General features: G+C 67.5%; 17 protein-coding genes. 10 read left to right on the top strand and 7 right to left on the bottom strand.

Annotated elements, in window-relative coordinates; translation table 11 throughout:
- Positions 1 to 113: 113 nt before the first annotated feature.
- Both AWC08_RS18420 and AWC08_RS18415 read right to left on the bottom strand, forming a co-directional pair.
- Positions 114 to 1706 (bottom strand): PPE family protein, encoded by a 1593-nt coding sequence (locus AWC08_RS18420; RefSeq protein WP_085088068.1) that lies wholly within the window; start codon positions 1704 to 1706, stop codon positions 114 to 116.
- 183 nt (positions 1707 to 1889) lie between these two features.
- Positions 1890 to 2795, bottom strand: a complete 906-nt coding sequence (locus tag AWC08_RS18415) for an oxygenase MpaB family protein (protein ID WP_065135688.1) — start codon at positions 2793 to 2795, stop codon at positions 1890 to 1892.
- Positions 2796 to 2870: 75 nt separating this feature from the next.
- Here AWC08_RS18415 and AWC08_RS18410 point away from each other — a divergent pair, with 75 nt between their 5' ends.
- Positions 2871 to 3575 (top strand): TetR/AcrR family transcriptional regulator, encoded by a 705-nt coding sequence (locus tag AWC08_RS18410; RefSeq protein WP_065135687.1) that lies wholly within the window; start codon positions 2871 to 2873, stop codon positions 3573 to 3575.
- Here AWC08_RS18410 and AWC08_RS18405 read toward each other — a convergent pair.
- Positions 3502 to 4047 (bottom strand): hypothetical protein, encoded by a 546-nt coding sequence (locus AWC08_RS18405; RefSeq protein ID WP_065135686.1) that lies wholly within the window; start codon positions 4045 to 4047, stop codon positions 3502 to 3504. The genes AWC08_RS18410 and AWC08_RS18405 overlap by 74 nt on opposite strands.
- A gap of 17 nt (positions 4048 to 4064) precedes the next feature.
- On the bottom strand, positions 4065 to 4646 hold the full coding sequence (locus AWC08_RS18400; protein WP_065135685.1) for a VOC family protein: 582 nt from the start codon (positions 4644 to 4646) through the stop codon (positions 4065 to 4067).
- 72 nt (positions 4647 to 4718) lie between these two features.
- Between AWC08_RS18400 and AWC08_RS18395 the strand changes: the two genes are divergently transcribed.
- Complete coding sequence (locus AWC08_RS18395) at positions 4719 to 5345, top strand: TetR/AcrR family transcriptional regulator (protein WP_065135684.1); 627 nt, start codon at positions 4719 to 4721, stop codon at positions 5343 to 5345.
- Positions 5342 to 6457 carry an alpha/beta hydrolase gene (locus AWC08_RS18390; protein ID WP_172835211.1) on the top strand — a complete coding sequence of 372 codons (1116 nt, stop codon included), beginning with the start codon at positions 5342 to 5344 and terminating at the stop codon, positions 6455 to 6457. The genes AWC08_RS18395 and AWC08_RS18390 overlap by 4 nt, the downstream gene beginning before the upstream one ends.
- Positions 6458 to 6510: 53 nt before the next feature.
- On the opposite strand, the gene AWC08_RS36610 is transcribed toward AWC08_RS18390, so the two are convergent.
- Entirely contained in the window at positions 6511 to 6666 is a 156-nt protein-coding gene (locus AWC08_RS36610) for a hypothetical protein (protein ID WP_156781368.1), read from the bottom strand.
- 153 nt (positions 6667 to 6819) lie between these two features.
- Between AWC08_RS36610 and AWC08_RS18380 the strand changes: the two genes are divergently transcribed.
- Complete coding sequence (locus AWC08_RS18380; RefSeq protein ID WP_065135682.1) at positions 6820 to 8994, top strand: acyl-CoA dehydrogenase family protein; 2175 nt, start codon at positions 6820 to 6822, stop codon at positions 8992 to 8994.
- Positions 8995 to 9064: 70 nt separating this feature from the next.
- Here AWC08_RS18380 and fadD2 read toward each other — a convergent pair whose 3' ends face one another.
- Positions 9065 to 10816 carry a long-chain-fatty-acid--CoA ligase FadD2 gene (fadD2, locus tag AWC08_RS18375; RefSeq protein ID WP_082986545.1) on the bottom strand — a complete coding sequence of 584 codons (1752 nt, stop codon included), beginning with the start codon at positions 10814 to 10816 and terminating at the stop codon, positions 9065 to 9067.
- Between the two features lie 69 nt (positions 10817 to 10885).
- Here fadD2 and ligD point away from each other — a divergent pair, with 69 nt between their 5' ends.
- The 6 genes from ligD (at position 10886) to AWC08_RS18345 (ending at position 16869) form a co-directional block, all read left to right on the top strand.
- Positions 10886 to 12121, top strand: a complete 1236-nt coding sequence (gene ligD, locus AWC08_RS18370) for a non-homologous end-joining DNA ligase (protein WP_069434761.1) — start codon at positions 10886 to 10888, stop codon at positions 12119 to 12121.
- A 32-nt stretch (positions 12122 to 12153) separates the two neighbouring features.
- Positions 12154 to 13143 carry an ABC transporter substrate-binding protein gene (locus AWC08_RS18365; protein ID WP_065135680.1) on the top strand — a complete coding sequence of 330 codons (990 nt, stop codon included), beginning with the start codon at positions 12154 to 12156 and terminating at the stop codon, positions 13141 to 13143.
- Between the two features lie 85 nt (positions 13144 to 13228).
- Positions 13229 to 13897: a 5-oxoprolinase subunit B family protein gene (locus tag AWC08_RS18360; RefSeq protein WP_069434762.1), complete on the top strand. Its 669-nt coding sequence runs from the start codon at positions 13229 to 13231 to the stop codon at positions 13895 to 13897.
- An 8-nt stretch (positions 13898 to 13905) separates the two neighbouring features.
- Entirely contained in the window at positions 13906 to 14784 is an 879-nt protein-coding gene (locus AWC08_RS18355; protein ID WP_065135678.1) for a 5-oxoprolinase/urea amidolyase family protein, read from the top strand.
- A gap of 24 nt (positions 14785 to 14808) precedes the next feature.
- A complete protein-coding gene (locus tag AWC08_RS18350) occupies positions 14809 to 15342 on the top strand; it encodes a GNAT family N-acetyltransferase (RefSeq protein ID WP_069434763.1) in 534 nt (177 codons plus the stop codon).
- A gap of 123 nt (positions 15343 to 15465) precedes the next feature.
- Positions 15466 to 16869, top strand: coding sequence for a nitrate/nitrite transporter (locus AWC08_RS18345; protein WP_065135676.1), 1404 nt, complete (start codon positions 15466 to 15468; stop codon positions 16867 to 16869).
- Here the strand turns inward: AWC08_RS18345 and AWC08_RS36605 are convergent.
- On the bottom strand, positions 16870 to 18131 hold a 1262-nt coding region (locus AWC08_RS36605), incomplete at its 5' end, for a PE family protein (RefSeq protein ID WP_159460006.1).

Genomic DNA, 18131 nt, shown 5'->3' with positions numbered 1-18131 from the left:
ATGCCCGCGACGTCGATCAGACGCTTGACGTGGATATGCCAGCCGTCGCGTTCGCTTCGCGCTTCATATGACCTGCGGCATATGACCTGCGGCCGGGCGCGGCGTGTCGTCAGTCAGGCGCGGCGCGGATCCCAGGTGCTCGGAAGCATCGGCTCGGTTGGGCCGCTGGCGAATTCGTCTTCGACCAGTGTGCTCAATCCGGCCGCAGCACTGCCGGATTCTTTCCGCGCCGCGCCGGCGAACCCCAAGCGTCCGGCGCCGGCCCGCGAAGCCACCGGCTCCCGGTCCTCGGGCGCGCCCCAGTCCGGGTCGACGTCGACGTTCATGTCCGCGAACTCGTCACCGTGGTCGCGCAGCACGCCACGCCGACGCCGACGTGCACGGGCCTGCTCACGGGCAGCTGCCGCAGCAGCCACCGCAGCCAAATCGGGTTCGGATGCCTTCCTGCTGGCGCTGGCACTGGCCGCCATGCCGGAGCCGAAACCGATGCCGGGGCCACCCCCCACCAGATATGGGAAGCCGAAGCCGGCGGCCGGGGCTGACGGGGGCGGTGCCGGCGCGGTGCTCGCGACGCTGCTCGCCGTGGGCGTGGGTGCCGGTGTCGGCGCGGCGGGCGCGGCTGACGCGACCACACTCGGGGCCACGGCGGCCACCGGCAACAGCGGCACGGCAGCAACCGGCGGCAGCATTGCGGGAACGGCCGCCGCAGGCGGTGTCCCCGCCAACCCAGCCAAGCCGGCCAAGCCGGCGACCGACCCCAGATTGGAGACGGCGGCACCAAGGGCGACCGCGATCAGCTGAGGAGATGTGGCCGCTTGCACGACCTGCAGCACGTGGGTGGGCCAGTCCAACAGGGCGAGTTCAATGACGAACCACATGGCGCCGTACGGATCTGTGGACAGCTGAGAGACGAAATTCTGGGCTTGCGAGCTGAATTCGACGGCACGCACGCCCCACCAGATCGGTTGCGTGGCGTCTGTGTAGTCGTGTGCCGGGATTCCGTTGACCGTGCCCTCGAGGGGATCCCAGTCGAACTGGTTGTTCGTGAGCGTTCGCAGCAGATCGGCGAGGAAGTAATCGAATACGGTGGGATCGCCGTGGTCGTGGCCCTCGTGCTCGTCGTGTTCCCCTTCTTCGTGCTCGTGTTCGTCGCCCTCGTGGTCGTCCTCGGTGTGGACGATTTCCGGCGCCGGGCTGGTCGCCGGAGTCGAGGCCGCCGCGGTGCCAGACACTGCCTCATAGCTCGCCATCGTGGTGGCCGCCTGGACCCACATGCGCACGTAATCGGCCTCGTTGAGCGCAATCGGAATGGTGTTAATCCCGAAAAAGTTTGTCGCGACCAAGACGCCATGGACGGCGTGATTGGCGGCCAGCTCGACCAGCGTGGGCATCGCGGCCAGCGCGGCCGTGTACGCCGCGGCCGCAATCTCATGCTGGGCAGCCGCGGTGGCGCTGTTGACGCTCGCCTGCGTCAACCACGCCAGAAAAGGCGCATGGGCGGCGACGTACTCTGCGGCGGTCGGGCCTTCCCAGGCACCGCCCTGCACCGCGGCCAGCAGCGCGACGAGTTCGTCGGCCACCTCGGTGTACTCGGTGCTCAGGGCCGACCACGCCGCCGCGGCCGCCACCAACGAGCCCGGCCCCGCCCCGCTGCTGAGCAGCGTCGAATGCAACTCCGGCGGCGCCGCCATCCACACCGTGCCCATGCCAAGCCACCCCTTCTGCACCGACTTCAGGGCACGCCCTTATTGCATGTGACAATCATTTTCAATTAGTGCGACGTCGCTAGATAACCGACCAAGCGGCTCCGGTGGGATTGGCGCACCCGATCTACCGGCTATCGAGCAGATAACAGGGCTTGCCGACTGAGCCTGTTGGGCCTGGATTTGCTATACGAGCGCCCGACCCGCCTTGATCCGGCGATCCAGGTCCCACAGCATCAGGTTGAACGGGAACTGCCGGATCACTTTCGGCAGCACTCCGTTCACCGCCCCGATCACCGCCATCAGCCGGTCGAAACGCTGCTGTTGGGCGTCGTCCCACGGCAGCCGCATCTCGTCGCGGAACCGTTGCGGCAGGAAGCCCGTGGTGATCAGCAGATTGAAGCTCTCCAACGGGGTGCGCAGCCAGTCCGGCAGCGGCACACCCTTGATCCGGGAGACCGCGATCGGATACAGAAATTCCCGGACAGAGTCGTCGATGTGCACCTGCTCCAACGACTCTTCCCAGTACCTGTCGAACGCCGCTCGATCCGGCGGCCACATTTCCGGTGGCACCTGCAAGGTGGTGCCGATGGACATGCCGTCGCGATAGATCCGGTCGGCCTCGTCTTCGGGGATCTCCCCGACGAAGGTGCGGTAGATGTCGATGCCGCCCTTGAAGATGCAGGCGGCGACCCATAACTGCAGTTCGGGATCGAACGCGTTGTAGGGCACCGGACTGTCGGGCGTCGAATAGACCTCGGCGTGGGCGCGGTTGACCGCGCGACGAAAGGCCGCCTTCTGAACGTCGGTGCCGGAGTTGGCCACCGCGATGTAGGTGAAGGTGGTGCGGGCGCGCTTGATGGGATGGCGGTCGATGCGCCCGCTTTCCACACGACTTTCCGCCACCCCGTGGCCGACGCCGGGCCGGGCCAACTCCATGATCACGTTGGCCGGACCGGCCAGCAGCGCGACACCCATCAGTCCGTAGTCGGCGGCGATTCGCCGGCGGTGGGGGCCCCCCGTCCGCGGCGGATCGGCTATCGGGCGCTCGACGTGCGGAACGTGCTGGCGCGCGGCCTGGTCAATAGTCATCGTCGGCTCCCGCGGTCCCTCAATTTGACAACGCATGTTTCCTGATATTGTCCGCTGCCGGCCACTGATGTCAAGATGGTCGATATGACGCCCCGCAGCGCACGGCCGTATCGCGGCGTCGAGGCGACCGAACGGTTGGCCGCGCGCCGCAATCAGTTGCTGGCCGCGGGGTTGGACCTGCTCGGCGCCCCCGATGAACCGGAGTTGACGGTCCGCAGCGTCTGCGAGCGTGCCGGCCTGTCGGCCCGCTACTTCTATGAGAGCTTCAGCGACAAAGACGAGTTGGTCGCACACGTGTATGACTGGGTGATCGCCAAGCTGGCGGCGAACATCCAGGCCGCCGCGGCGACCGGACCGACACATGAGCAGGCCCGCGCTGGGATGGGTGTCGTGGTGCGCACGGTCGCCGAGGACGCCCGTATCGGCCGCTTGGTGTTCAGCACCAGGCTGGCGAACGCGGTGGTGATGCGCAAACGGGCCGAGTCCACCGCGCTGTTCGCCCTGGTGACCGGCCGGCACGTCGTCGACATGCTGCACGCACCCGAGAACGAACAGGTCAAGGCGGCGACGCATTTCGCGGTCGGCGGCGTGGGGCAGACACTGAGCGCGTGGCTGGAAGGCGACGTGAAGATGGAGCCCGAGGAACTGGCCGACCACCTGGCCGCACTGCTGCTGGAGCTGACCGAGCCCAGCCTCTACCGGTCGGCTAAGGCATCAGCGGTACCTGCCACACCCGCATCTCGGGATGCAGCCACAGGCGCAGCCACGTCAGACGCATGATCCGCAAGGCGCCGGAGATGAGCAGGTACGCCATCGGCGCCTGGATCAGCATTGCGGTCACCACCGACACGGCAGCGTCTTCAGGCTTGGCGGTCATCAGGTCGAACCACCCGTCGCAGATCAGCAGCACTCCGGTGGTGAACCCTGTAAGCACGATCAACTGACGGCGCAGAAAGCCCAGCACCGCCGTGGCGGCCATGAAGCCGAGCAACAGGATGTCGAACCCGATCCAGGTGACCGGCCAGTTGTGCGCCACGTACTTCTGCGGCAGGGTGACCGCCAGGTAGCCGATCCAGGGGATCATCACGATCAAGCCGCCGACGATCAGACTCAGTCGGATCCGCCGCATCCGGGCCAGCACCTCAGGGTCTTCCAGATCGCTCAGCGGCTTCTCCAGCCGGGTGATCAACTCCCGCCGCTGTTGAGGGCTCAGCGCCTCGATCTGTTCGTCGGTAAGAATGCCCTCGGTCACCCAAGAAGTATCGACGGCTACCGGCCGGCCGCCACCGGCGGGCGGCGATCGGCCGCGGTCCTGGGCACCGCAGGCGTGTCAGCTTCCGTAAATTCCCTTACCCAGCAAGCGAATTCGAGCATGATGCCGTCGGGGTCCTGGAAGTAGAAGGAGCGCACGTAGACCCCGGGATGCACGGTTGCGGACACCTGCATCGGGCTCTCGTCGTGGTTGAGCACCGGGCCGACCCGAACACCCTTGTCCTTCAGCCGTTGCCGGTAGGCGTCGAACTTGTCGGCCGGCACGTGGAAGGCGAGGTGATTCATGGTGCTCACCGCGCTGGTGATGTCCCCGAGACCCGGCAGCGCACCCGGCGAGGAAATGCCCGGCACCCGGTCGGCCGCCTCGGCGAACCAGAAGAACGCGACACAGTCACCGTTGCCGGCGTCGAAGAAGAAGTGCTGCCCTGCCCCTCCGGGCAGGTCCAGCGACTTGATCAGCGGCATGCCCAGGATGTTGCTGTAGAAATCCACCGTGCGCTGCATGTCCGAACACACCAGCGCGACGTGGTTGATTCCGCCGAGCTCGAATTCACTGTTGGTGTTGTGCGGCTTGATCATGTTCGCGGCCCCTACCTAAGATCCAAATCTGAATCTAACATCAGATTCAGGTTCGTTCCAGGGAAGGCGCGCGTGACCAGCACGGCAGCCCCATCCGGGCGCCCTACCCACCGCGGCCGGCAAACCCAGGCCGCGATCGACGCCGCCGCCCGAAAGGTTGTCGCCCGCAAGGGGATACTGGCGACGACCGTCGCCGACATCGCGGCCGAGGCCGGCCGGTCGGCGGCGTCGTTCTACAACTACTACGACTCCAAAGAGGCGATGGTGCGCCAGTGGGCGCTGCGCTTCCGCGACGAGGCCGGTGAGCGCGCAGCAGCGGTGACCGAGCACGGCCTCTCCGAACGCGAGCGCGCACACCAGGCAGCCGCCGCGCACTGGCACACCTACCGGCACCGCCTCGCCGAGATGGTCAGCGTGTCCCAACTCGCGATGGTCAGCCCCGACTTCGCCCAGCACTGGGCCGAGATGTGCTCGATACCAATTGCTTTCATCGCCGACTCGGTCAGGCGTGCGCAGCGGCAGGGCTACTGCCCCAACGACGACCCGCAGTTGCTCGCCGAGGCGCTGGTCGCCATGTTCAACCAGTTCTGCTACATCCAGCTCACCGGCGAGTCCGGCGAGCCGGACGACGAGGCCTGCATCCGGACGCTGGCCAACATCTACTTCCGGGCCATCTACAGCGAGGAGCAGCGCTCGTGACCGAGATCATCCGCGAATTCATCGGGCTGCCGTCCCCGACCGCCCGACGCGCCGGAGCGGGCGGACACCCGTGCCAGGGTCTCTACCATCACGCGGCGGGCCAGCGGCCCAAGGTGGCAATGATCGCCACGCACTACCAAATCGACTTCTCCGAGCACTACATCGCCGACTACCTCGCTGCCCGCGGCATCGGGTTCCTGGGCTGGAACACCCGGTTCCGGGGCTTCGAAAGCAGCTTTCTGCTCGATCACGCGCTGGTCGATATCGGCGTGGGCATCCGTTGGCTACGGGACGTTGCCGGCGTGGAAACCGTTGTCCTGCTCGGCAACTCGGGTGGTGGTTCGTTGATGTCGGCCTACCAGTCCCAGGCGGTGCACCCGAACGTGACGCCGCTGGAAGGCATGCGGCCCGCTGAGGGCGTCACCGAGTTGCCCGCCGCCGACGGGTATGTCGCCACCGCCGCACATCCCGGACGACCGGACGTACTCACCGCCTGGATGGACGGCGCCGTCGTCGACGAAAATGATCCGGTGGCAACAGATCCCGACCTGGATCTGTTCAACGAGGACAACGGCCCGCCGTATTCGACAGAGTTCGTACAGCGCTACCGGCAGGCACAGGTGGCGCGCAACCACGCCATCACCGATTGGGCCGAAGCCGAACTCAAAAGGATCCGGGCGGCCGGCTTCTCCGACCGGCCGTTCACCGTGATGCGCACCTGGGCCGACCCCCGCATGGTCGATCCGAGCATCGAACCCACCAACCGTCAGGCCAATTCGTGCTACGCCGGCCGCCCGGTCAAGGCCAATAGATCCGCGCTCGGCATCGCCGCGGCCTGCACGCTGCGCAGCTGGCTGGGTATGTGGAGCCTGCGGGTGGCCCAGACCAGGGCCGAGCCGCATTTGAGCCGGATCACCTGCCCCGCCCTGGTGATCAACGCCGAAGCCGACACCGGCGTGTTCCCGTCCGACGCCAAACGGATCTACGACGCACTGGCCGGCACCGACAAATCACAGGCCGTCATCGACACCGATCACTACTTCACCACACCCGGCGCACGCGAGGCCCAGGCCGACGTCATCGCCGATTGGATCACCAAACGGTGGCCGTGAGGTTCAGACCCTGACCAAAGGCGCCCAGCGTGCGTGCGGCAGGCGGTCCTCAATCAGTGGTCGTGACCGGTGTGATCACCCGGGGCAAAAGGCTCGAGCTGGTGGTACAGCGCCTCGCACCCCGACAGCGCCGAGGATCCCACCACCGCAGCCGCGACCAGGCCCAACACCCGCGCCGTCAGCGCAATTTTTCCGGACTTAGCTTTCATGAATGGCTCCCTTTCAATCAGTGACATGCGGAGCGTACTGAATACGACAATCATTTTCAATAGAACGTCCTGAGTGGCCCCAACCAGCCAGTTGTTAGGTTGGAAGATGCTGCGCACAAGTGAAGCCCACGAACCTCATGGGAAAGGCGACCAATGCCGATCGCGATCACCCCGGAGCACCAAGACCTGGCCGATTCAGTGCGGTCACTGGTGTCGCGGGTAGCACCGTCGGAGGTGCTGCATGCGGCCCTGGAAACACCGGTGGAGAACCCTCCGCCGTACTGGCAGGCCGCCGCCGAACAGGGTCTGCAGGGCGTGCACCTGGCCGAATCCGTCGGCGGACAGGGCTTCGGCATCCTCGAACTGGCCGTCGTGCTGGCCGAGTTCGGCCACGGCGCGGTGCCCGGGCCGTTCGTGCCATCGGCGATCGCGAGCGCGCTGATCGCCGCGCACGACCCGGACTGCAAGGTGCTCTCCGAGTTGGCGTCGGGAGCGGCCATCGGCGCCTATGCGCTGGACTCGGGACTGACGGCCACCCGACAAGGCGACGTGCTGGTGATCCGCGGCGAAGTGCGTGCGGTGCCCGCGGCCGCGCAAGCCTCCATCCTGGTGCTGCCGGTGGCCATCGACAGCGGCGAAGAGTGGGTGGTGCTGCGCAGCGAGCAGCTGGAGATCAATCCGGTGCGCAGCCTCGACCCACTGCGGCCCATCGCCGACATCTGCGCCAATGCCGTCGAGGTGGGTGACGACGTAGTGCTGGCCGACCTGAGCATGACCAAAGCCCACGCGCTGATGACCACGCTGCTGTCCGCCGAAGCGGTGGGGGTCGCGCGCTGGGCAACCGACGCGGCCTCGGGTTACGCCAAGATCCGCGAGCAGTTCGGCCGGCCGATCGGCCAGTTCCAGGCCATCAAGCACAAGTGCGCCGAGATGATCGCCGACACCGAGCGGGCCACCGCCGCGGTGTGGGACGCCGCGCGTGCTCTGGATGAAGACAGCGAGCACTTGGCGTTCGCCGCGGCCGTGGCGGCAACGCTGGCACCGGCCGCGGCTCAGCGGTGCACACAGGACTGCATTCAGGTGCACGGCGGCATCGGCTTCACCTGGGAACACGACACCAACGTCTACTACCGCCGGGCATTGATGCTGGCCGCCTGCTTCGGCCGCGCCTCGGAATACCCGCAACGGGTGGTGGACACCGCGACCACCAGCGGGATGCGCGCGGTGGACATCGATCTCGATCCCGACACCGAGAAGCTCCGCGCCGAGATCCGGGCCGAGGTGGCCGCCTTCAAGGAGATGGACCGCGAGTCGCGCAAGGTCGCGATCGCCGAGGCCGGGTGGGTGCTCCCCTACCTGCCCAAGCCGTGGGGACGGGCGTCGAGTCCGGTCGAGCAGGTGATCATTGCCCAGGAATTCGCCGCCGGGCGGGTCAAGCGGCCGCAGGTCGGCATCGCGGCGTGGATCATCCCGTCTATCGTCGCGTTCGGCACCGAGGAGCAGAAGCAGCGCTTCCTGCCGCCGACGTTCCGCGGCGAAATGGTTTGGTGCCAACTGTTTTCCGAGCCGGGAGCCGGATCCGACCTGGCCGGCCTGTCCACCAAGGCGACCAAGGTGGACGGCGGCTGGCGCATCACCGGGCAGAAGATCTGGACCACTGCCGCGCAGTTCTCGCAGTGGGGCGCGCTACTGGCCAGAAGCGACCCGAACGCCCCAAAGCACCAGGGCATCACCTACTTCCTGCTCGACATGAAAAGCGAGGGCGTGACGGTCAAGCCGCTGCGTGAGCTCACCGGTCAGGAGTTCTTCAACACCGTCTACATCGACGACGTGTTCGTGCCGGACGAGTACGTGCTGGGCGAGGTCAACCGCGGCTGGGAGGTCAGCCGCAATACCCTTACCGCCGAACGGGTTTCGATCGGCGGTAGCGATCTGAACTTTCTGGCCAGCCTGCAGCAGTTCGTCGAATTCGTGCGGGACGGCCATTTCGATCAGGTCGCCCGCCACCGCGCCGGCCAGTTGATTGCCGAGGGCCATGCCGCCAAGGTGCTGAACCTGCGGTCGACGTTGCTGACCCTGGCCGGCGGCGACGCGATGCCGTCGGCGGCCATCTCCAAGCTGCTGTCGATGCGCACGGGCCAGGGCTACGCCGAGTTCGCGGTCTCGTCCTTCGGCACCGACGCCGTGATCGGCGACCCGCACACCCCGCAAGGCAAGTGGGGTGAGTTCCTGCTGTCAAGCCGGGCCACCACCATCTACGGCGGCACCTCGGAGGTACAGCTCAACATCATCGCCGAGCGACTGCTGGGGCTTCCCCGCGACCCGTAGGGGGCGCGAGCAGACACAAAAGCCCCCGGGAGCATCCGCTCCGAGGGGCTTTTGTGTCTGCTCGCGGTTGTTAGTCGCCCTTCTCGGCGTCCTCACCCTTTTGCTGGGCCATCTCCTTGGCCTTGTCCTTCGCCTCGTCCTCATCGTCGACGTCGAGCTCACGCAGTTCGCGCTTGAGGATCTTGCCGGTGGGGTTGCGCGGCAACTCGTCGAGGAAGATGACCTCGCGCGGCACCTTGTACCGGGCCAACTCCTCCTTCACATGCTTCTTAAGGGTGTCCTCGTCGACATCGGAGCCGTCCTTCTTGACGACGAACGCACGCAGCCGGTGCCCCCAGTCCTTGTCCTCGACGCCTATCGCGGTGGCCTCCACCACGTCGGGATGCCCGCTCAGGCAGTCCTCCACCTCGGCCGGGAACACGTTCTCACCACCGGAGACGATCATCTCGTCGTCGCGGCCGCTGACGTACAGCAGACCGCCCTCGTCGAAGTAGCCGACGTCCCCCGAGGACATCAAGCCGTCGATTATCTGCTTGTGACCACCGCCGGTGTAGCCCTCGAAGGGGAAGGCGTTGCCGACGAAGATCCGCCCGACCTCGCCCTGCGGTTTCTCGTTGCCGTTGTCGTCGAGGATCTTGACCTTGACGCCCTTGACCACCGGCCCGACCGTCGCCGGGTTCTTCTCCAGATCCTTGGGCCCGGCAATGGTGGCGAACGCGATCTCGGTGGACCCGTACATGTTGTAGATGACGGGGCCGAAGTCTTTGAGCGCGCGCTGGGCCAGCTCGGCGCCCAGCTGTGAGCCGGACACGAAGATGATCTTCAGGTGCGACAGATCGGGCTTCTTGTCCATCTTCTCGATGGCGTCGAGCAGGCGCGACAGCATCACCGGCACCACCACCATGGCGGTCGCCTTGTGCTTCTCCAAGTCTTCGAGCACCAGCGGTGGCTTGAACTTGCGGCGCAGCACCAGAGTCGAGCCCAGGAACATGGCGATGGTGGCGTGCAGGTAGCCCAGCGCGTGGAACATCGGCGCGGGCAGCGAGGTGATCTCGTTGGCCTTGAACGGCACGTGCGACAGGATGCCGCCGACCGGCGCCAGCGTCGGCGGCGTGCTGCGGTTGGCCCCCTTCGGGGTTCCGGTGGTACCGCTGGTCAGGATGATGATCGAGGCGTGTTTGCTGGCCTTGGGAGCCGGCTCTTTGCTGCTGCGCTTGATCAGCTCGGCCAGCGTCTCGTCCTTACTGCCGGACTCCTCGTCGCTGTCCGGGTTGGTGCCCAGCGCCCGCAGCTTGCCCAGCTCCGGCTCGGCCTTGCTGACCGTCTTGGTGTACTCGTCGTCGTAGATGATCACCTTGGCGCCTTCGCGCTCGGAGACCTCTTTGACCTGCGGTCCGGAGAATTCGCTGTTGAGCAGGATGATGCGCGCACCGGCTCGGGCGGCACCGTAATTGGCGATGACGAACCACCGGGTATTGCGGGCCAGGATGGCCACCCCGTCGCCGCCCTTGACGCCCATCTCGATGAGGCCGTTGGCCACGGCATGGGCGGCTTCGTCGAGTTCTTTGTAGGTCATCGAGCCCTCTTCGTCGATGACGGCGCGGGCGTCGGGATGGCGTCGGGCGTTCAGCGACGGCAGCATGCCGAATTCGCCCCACTTGGCGATATCGGCTGCCATGGCCGCGGTCTTGAGCGGCGACTCGATCTTGAACGCGCCCGCTTCGAAGATCTTTCGCACGTAGTGCAGTTCGGCAGCGCCGCGTTCGACGTACTGCTGAATCTTGGCAGGGATCTGCCCGGGCAGGTCGCTGAGGTTAGGCATGTTCCTCACCATATGTGACGGAGGTCGCAAAGCGACGGGTAGGTTTCCCCCGAATTACCATCGGCTTCTATGACCAAACCCGCGTCGCTGGAAGTGACCGGCCACCAGGTCACCGTCACCCATCCGGACAAGGTCGTTTTTCCTATTCTCGGGGTGACCAAGCTCGATCTGATCCGCTACTACCTGTCGGTGGCCGACGGCGCGTTGCGCGGGGTGGCCGAGCGGCCGATGATCCTCAAGCGGTTCGTCAAAGGCATCACCGAGGAGGCGGTGTTCCAGAAGCGCGCGCCGGCCAACCGGCCGGACTGGGTGGACGTCGCCACGTTGCGCTACGCATCGGGCACCTCGGCCGACGAGGCGGTAATCCATGACGCCGCCGGCCTGGCCTGGGTGATCAACACGGGGTGTGTGGACCTGAACCCGCATCCGGTGCGCGCCGACGACCTCGAGCATCCCGACGAGCTGCGGGTCGATCTGGACCCGATGCCCGGCGTCGACTGGCAGCGCATGGTCGACGTGGCGTTGGTGGCCCGGGAGGTGCTCGAGGACTACGGCCTGACGCCCTGGCCCAAGACGTCCGGGTCGCGCGGCTTCCACATCTACGCCCGGATCGCTCCGCAGTGGCCGTTCGCCAAAGTGCGGCTGGCCGCGCAGACCGTCGCGCGTGAGGTCGAACGACGGGCTCCCGACCTGGCGACCAGCCGGTGGTGGAAGGAAGAGCGCGAGGGCGTGTTCGTCGACTTCAACCAGAACGCCAAGGACCGCACGGTCGCGTCGGCGTACTCGGTGCGCGCCACCCCGGACGCCCGGGTCTCCACCCCGCTGCGTTGGGACGAGGTGCCCGGGTGCCGCCCGGAGAAGTTCACCATCTCGACGGTGCCCGGCCGGTTCGCCGAGCTGGGTGACCCCTGGGCCGGCATGGACGACGCGGTGGGCGGTCTGGACCGGCTGCTGGCCTTGGCCGAAGAATTGGGACCGCCGGAGAAGGCGCCGCGCGGCGCGCAGAAGTCCGCCGACGGGCGCCGTCAGTCCTCGATGCCGTTGATCGAGGTCGCCCGCACCAAGACCAAGGACGAGGCGCTGGCCGCGCTGGACACCTGGCGGGAGCGTCATCCCGCGGCGGCCGCGCTGCTGGAGCCGGTCGACGTGCTGGTCGACGGCATGCGCGGCCCCAGTTCGATTTGGTACCGAATCCGCATCAACCTGCAGCACGTACCCGCTGATCAACGTCCACCGCAGGAGGAACTGATCGCCGACTACTCCCCCTGGGAGAACTACACACCGAAGCCCCGGCCGCGTAACTGACGGCTCGGTAAGACACGCGATACTCTCTCGCTGTGCACCAGGGATGGAGTCGGCGGGGGTTTTTGCAGGCCGCCGGGGTGGCGGGGGTGGCCGGGCTGGTTGCTGCATGCTCCGACCCGAAGCCGGCACCTGGATCGGCCGGCGGCGGGTCGGTGACGGTCACCCACCTGTTCGGTCAGACCGTCGTCAAGGAACCACCCAAACGGGTGGTCAGCGCCGGTTACACCGAACAGGACGACCTGTTGGCCGTGGGCGTGGTTCCGGTCGCGGTGACCAACTGGTTCGGCGACCAGCCCTTCGGGGTGTGGCCCTGGGCTCAGCCGAAACTTGGTGCGGCACAACCCGTTTTGCTCAATTTGGAGAACGGGATACAAGTCGACCAGATCGCCGGCCTCAAGCCGGACCTGATCGTGGCGACCAACGCCGGCCTGGACGCCGACACCTATCAAAAGCTGTCTGCGATCGCGCCGACCGTCGCACAGTCCGAAGGGGAAGCCTTCTTCGAGCCGTGGAAAGACCAGGCCGCCACGATCGGCCAGGCGGTGTTCCAGGCCGACCAGATGAAGTCGTTGGTCAACGCCGTCGACAGCAAGTTCACCGACGTCGGGCAGAAGAATCCGTCCTGGAAGGGCCGCAAGGCGCTGCTGATGCAGGGCCGCATATGGCAGGGCACGATCGTGGCGACCGTGGCGGGCTGGCGCACCGATTTTCTCAATCAGATGGGACTGGTGGTGGCCGACAGCATCAAGCCCTACGCCAGCGACCATCGCGCGGTGATCCCCCGCGATCGCATCAAGGATGTGCTGGATTCCGCCGATGTGGTGATCTGGTCGACGGAGAGTCCCGAAGAGGAACAGGCGTTACTGGCCGACCCCGAGGTGGCGGCGTCGCAGGCGACCGAGCGTAAGCGTCACATCTTTACCTCCAAGGACCTCGCCGGGGCGATCGCCTTCGCCTCCCCGCTGAGCTATCCGGTGGTTGCCGATCAGCTGCCGCCACAACTGGCCAAAGTTCTGGGCTGACAGCGCTCTGAGCGTTTGCTAAGGCAGCTCTGGCAGAGCTCGAAATCGCTCGCACGCGGCTTCGTTCCGGGGCTACCGTCGAATCATGAGTGTGACGGAGATCACCGATTTCTCGAGGGGCGTCGACATGGCAATGACCGTGGTCGACTACGGCGACCAAGCACTGATCCTGCAGTGTGACACCACCGCCGAGGTGTTGGCATGGACGGAGGCGCTGCGGGCGGCCAGATTACCGGGGGTGCTGGACATCGTCCCGGCCTCGGTAACGGTCCTGGTCAAACTGGACGGCCCGCGCTTCCAGGGCGTCACCCGGCAGCGCATCAGAAGGTTGCGGGTGGCCGCCGACGCGCTCACTGCCGACGCCGGCGACCCTGCCGAGGACATCGTGATCGACGTCGTCTACGACGGCCCCGATCTGGCCCACGTCGCCAGCCATACGGGCCTCAGCCCCGCCCAGGTCATCCACGCCCACACCAGCACCCGGTGGCGGGTGGGCTTCGGCGGGTTCGCACCCGGATTTGCCTACCTGATCGGCGGCGACGAGCGGCTTCGGGTGCCGCGGAGGTCCGAACCGCGGACCTCGGTGCCGGCCGGCGCGGTGGGCCTGGCCGGCGAATTCAGCGCGGTCTACCCGCGGCAGTCGCCGGGCGGATGGCAGATCATCGGTCACACCGAGGCCGTCCTGTGGGACATCGACCGACCCGACCCGGCGCTGCTCACCCAGGGCTGCTGGGTCCGGTTCCGGGCCGATTAGGGGGCGTCATGACCACCACTCTGGAAATCCTGCGCACCGGGCCGCTGGCGATCGTGCAGGACCTCGGCCGCACCGGGCTCGCCCACCTGGGCGTCGGCCCCTCCGGGGCCGCCGACCGCCGCTCGCACACCCTGGCCAACCGGCTGGTCGCCAACCCCGACGACCGGGCCACCGTGGAGGTGACGTTCGGGGGTTTGACCGCCCGGGTGCGCGGCGGGGACCTCGACATCGCCGTGACGGGCGCCGACACCGACCCGACCGTCAATGGAATCATGTTCGGCACCAACAGCATTCACCACGTACGGGACGGGCAGGTGATATCCCTCGGCACGCCGCGGGCTGGATTGCGCACCTATCTGGCGGTGCGCGGCGGCATCTGCGTCACGCCGGTGCTGGGCTCACGCAGCTATGACGTGATGTCGGCGATCGGCCCACTGCCGCTGCAGGCCGGCGACGTGCTGCCGGTCGGCGAGCACACCGACGATTACCCCGAGCTGGATCAGGCACCGGTGGCCGCGATCACCACGGAAGCGGTCGAGTTGCTGGCAATACCCGGTCCGCGCGACGACTGGTTCGTCGACCCCGATGTCCTGGTCCACACCGACTGGGTGGCCTCCGACCGCAGCGACCGGGTGGGAATGCGGCTCGTCGGGCGTCCGCTGCGGCACCGCGATCCGGACCGGCAGCTGCCGAGCGAGGGTGCCACCCGCGGTGCGATCCAGGTGCCGCCCAACGGGCTACCGGTGATTCTGGGACCGGATCACCCGGTCACCGGTGGCTACCCGGTGATCGGCGTGCTGATCGACGAGGACATCGACAAGGCCGCCCAGGTGCGGCCCGGTCAGCACGTGCGCCTGCACTGGGCGCGTCCGCGGCTGCCCCGATGAGCACGGCCTGGTAGAACAAGGGACGTGCACACCGCACGCCTGGTCCACACCGCCGATCTGGACAGCCACACGCGCCAGAGCATCTATCAGATGGTCACCACGGCGTTCGCCGGCGACTTCACCGACACCGACTGGGAACACACGCTGGGCGGGATGCACGCACTGGTCTGGCACCACGGCGCGATCATCGCGCACGCCGCGGTGGTGCAGCGGCGGCTGATCTACGGTGGCCACGCGTTGCGCTGTGGGTACGTGGAAGGTGTTGCGGTACGCGAGGATTGGCGCGGCCAGGGACTGGTCCGCGCGCTGCTGGACGGAGTCGAGCAGGTGATGCGCGGCGCCTACCAACTCGGAGCGCTCAGCTCCACGGTGGATGCGCGCGGACTGTATGCGGCCCGCGGCTGGCTGCCCTGGCTCGGACCGACCTCGGTGCTGGCGCCCACCGGTGCGGCCCGCACTCCCGAGGACGACGGCTCGATCTTCGTCCTTCCGGTGTGTGTGTCCCTGGACACCTCCGCGGAGCTGATGTGCGATTGGCGCGACGGGGACGTCTGGTAAGTCTCACACTGCGGGTGGCGCTGCGGTGATCGGAAATTCACACGCCCGGGTCACTGGCGGAAGCGCCCGAGCAACAAAGGATTTTTAGCGTGAGCGGCAAGGTCGATGACGTTAGGAGTCTTCATGTTCGCCCGCCGTTCGCACGCTATCTCCGAGTGGGATCCCGAAGATGTCATTGCGTGGGAGGCCGGCAATAAGGACATCGCCCGGCGCAACCTGATCTGGTCGGTGGCCGCCGAGCACGTCGGATTCTCCGTCTGGTCGATCTGGTCGGTGATGGTGCTGTTCATGCCGGCGTCGGTGTACGGCTTCTCCGCCGGCGACAAGTTCTTGCTGGGTGCCACGGCGACGCTGGTCGGGGGCTGCCTGCGGTTTCCCTACACCTTCGCAACCGCGAAGTTCGGCGGGCGCAACTGGACCGTCTTCTCGGCGCTGGTCCTGCTCATCCCCACCGTCGGAACGATTGTGCTGCTGGCCAATCCGGGCTTACCGCTGTGGCCGTATCTGGTGTGCGCCGCGCTGGCCGGCTTCGGCGGCGGCAACTTCGCCTCGTCCATGACGAACATCAACGCGTTCTATCCGCAACGGCTCAAAGGCTGGGCGCTGGCGCTCAACGCCGGTGGCGGCAACCTCGGAGTGCCGATGATCCAGCTGGTCGGTCTGCTGGTGATCGCCACACTGGGCAACCGCAGTCCCTACTGGGTCTGCGCGGTGTACCTGGTGCTGCTGGCGGTAGCCGGTATCGGCGCGGCGTTGTACATGGACAACCTCAAGCAGTACCGCATCGAGATCGACACGATGCGCAAGGTGCTGGCCGAGCCGCACACCTGGGTGATCTCCATGCTCTACATCGGCACCTTCGGTTCGTTTATCGGGTTCTCCTTCGCGTTCGGTCAGGTGCTGCAGATCAACTTCGTCGCCGGTGGCCAGAGCACCGCTCAGGCCGCCCTGCATGCCGCCCAGATCGCGTTTCTGGGACCACTTCTGGGATCGCTGTCGCGGGTGTACGGCGGTCGGCTGGCCGACCGGGTCGGCGGCGGGCGAGTCACCTTGATCGCGTTCTGCGCGATGATACTCGCGGCCGGAATACTGGTCAGCGTCAGTACTTTCGGCGATCACCGCACCGGTCCGGCGCCCGCCTCGATGATGATCGGTTACATCGTGGGCTTCGTGGCGCTGTTCATCCTGTCCGGAATCGGCAATGGCTCTGTGTACAAGATGATTCCGTCGATCTTCGAAGCCCGCAGCCACTCGCTGCCCTTGAGCGAGGCCGAACGACGGCAGTGGTCGCGCTCAATGTCCGGCGCCCTGATCGGATTCGCCGGGGCCGTGGGCGCGCTCGGCGGTGTCGGGGTCAATCTCGCTCTGCGCCAATCCTATTTGAGCAGCGGCACCGCCACCTCGGCGTTCTGGGTCTTCGTGGGCTTCTACATCGCCGCCTCGGTACTGACCTGGACGATCTACGTGCGCCGGCCGCTGGCGTCGGTCGGTCATGCGAGCGGTGCCCCGGGTCTGGCGTACGTGTAGCTAGCAGCCGGCTCGTCCGTTGGCGCCAGTGGTCCCGTCGAAGTCGGGGCCGCTGGCGCCGTCGAGTCCGGGTAGGCCGTTATAGGGGGGCGTCCCAAGGCCTAACCCGGCGGCGCCGCCGCTGCCGGCGCTGCCCGGCAAGCCGCCGGTGCCGCCGATGCCACCGTCACCGCCGCCCCCGTCCGGGCCCTGGCTGCCGAACAGTCCGCCGCGCGCGCCCGAGCCGCCGTGGCCGCCCTCGCCCCCGCCACCTCCGTCACCACCGTGGCCCGAGTCGCCGCCGTTACCACCTGAGCCGCCGGCCGCCAAACCCTCAGGAGCACCGGCGGTTCCGCCTGGCCCCCCGACCCCACCATTGCCACCTAGACCGCCGGCTCCACCGCCGCCCCCGACACCGCCACTGCCGCCGGCCCCGCCATTGCCGATCAAATAGCCTCCGGCACCGGCGTTTCCGCCCGCGCCACCGGCGCCGCCCAACCCACCGTGCCCGCCCCGGCCACCGTCGCCGCCCGATCCGCCGTTCCCGCCGAAGGAGTTGCCGCCGGAACTGTAGGCCGCGTTGGTGGAACTCGAGTCGGTGGTGCGGTGCCCCCCGCCGTCACCACCGGTGCCGCCGACCGAACCGCTACCGCCGAGGCCGCCGCTGCCGCCCACGCCGCCGTTGCCGCCGTTGCCGATCAGCAACCCGCCGCGGCCCCCGTCTCCGCCGGCGCCCCCGACGCCGCCGGACTGCCCGTCGAACCCCACGCCGCCGTCACCGCCGTTACCGCCGAAAGCCGCGCCCGCACCGCCATTCACGGCACGGGCTGCGCCGGCCGCGCCGCCGTCACCACCGCGGGCCCCACCGGCACCACCGGTGCCGCCGTCTCCGCCGTTGCCGGCGACGGCGTTGGCGGCGCTGGTCACGCCCTTGGTCTGCGTGACGTCCGCGTTGCCGCCGTCACCCCCGCTGCCCCCGTTGACACCCGCGCCGCCGGGCTGGCCGTCGAGGCCCGGCCCACCCCTGGCGAATCCGGTATTCCCGACCTGATTGCTCATGCCGTCCTCGCCGTTGAGCGTTGCGTCGGTGGCCGATGCGGGGTTGACGGCGTTTGCGCCGGCCATGCCGGCGCCACCGTGTCCACCGCTGCCCCCCGAGCCCCACAGCCCGGCACTGCCACCGGCGCCGCCGGTGCCGCCGGCCGTGGTCACCGAGGTCGCGGCGCCGCCACTGCCACCGTTGCCACCGTTGCCGAACAACCATCCGCCGCCGCCGCCGGCGC

It is taken from the genome of Mycobacterium gordonae, assembly GCF_002101675.1.
GTDB classification, from domain to species: Bacteria; Actinomycetota; Actinomycetes; order Mycobacteriales; family Mycobacteriaceae; genus Mycobacterium; species Mycobacterium gordonae.
Note: the sequence above shows the minus strand (reverse complement) of the source record. Positions and strands in the feature narration are given on the sequence as shown.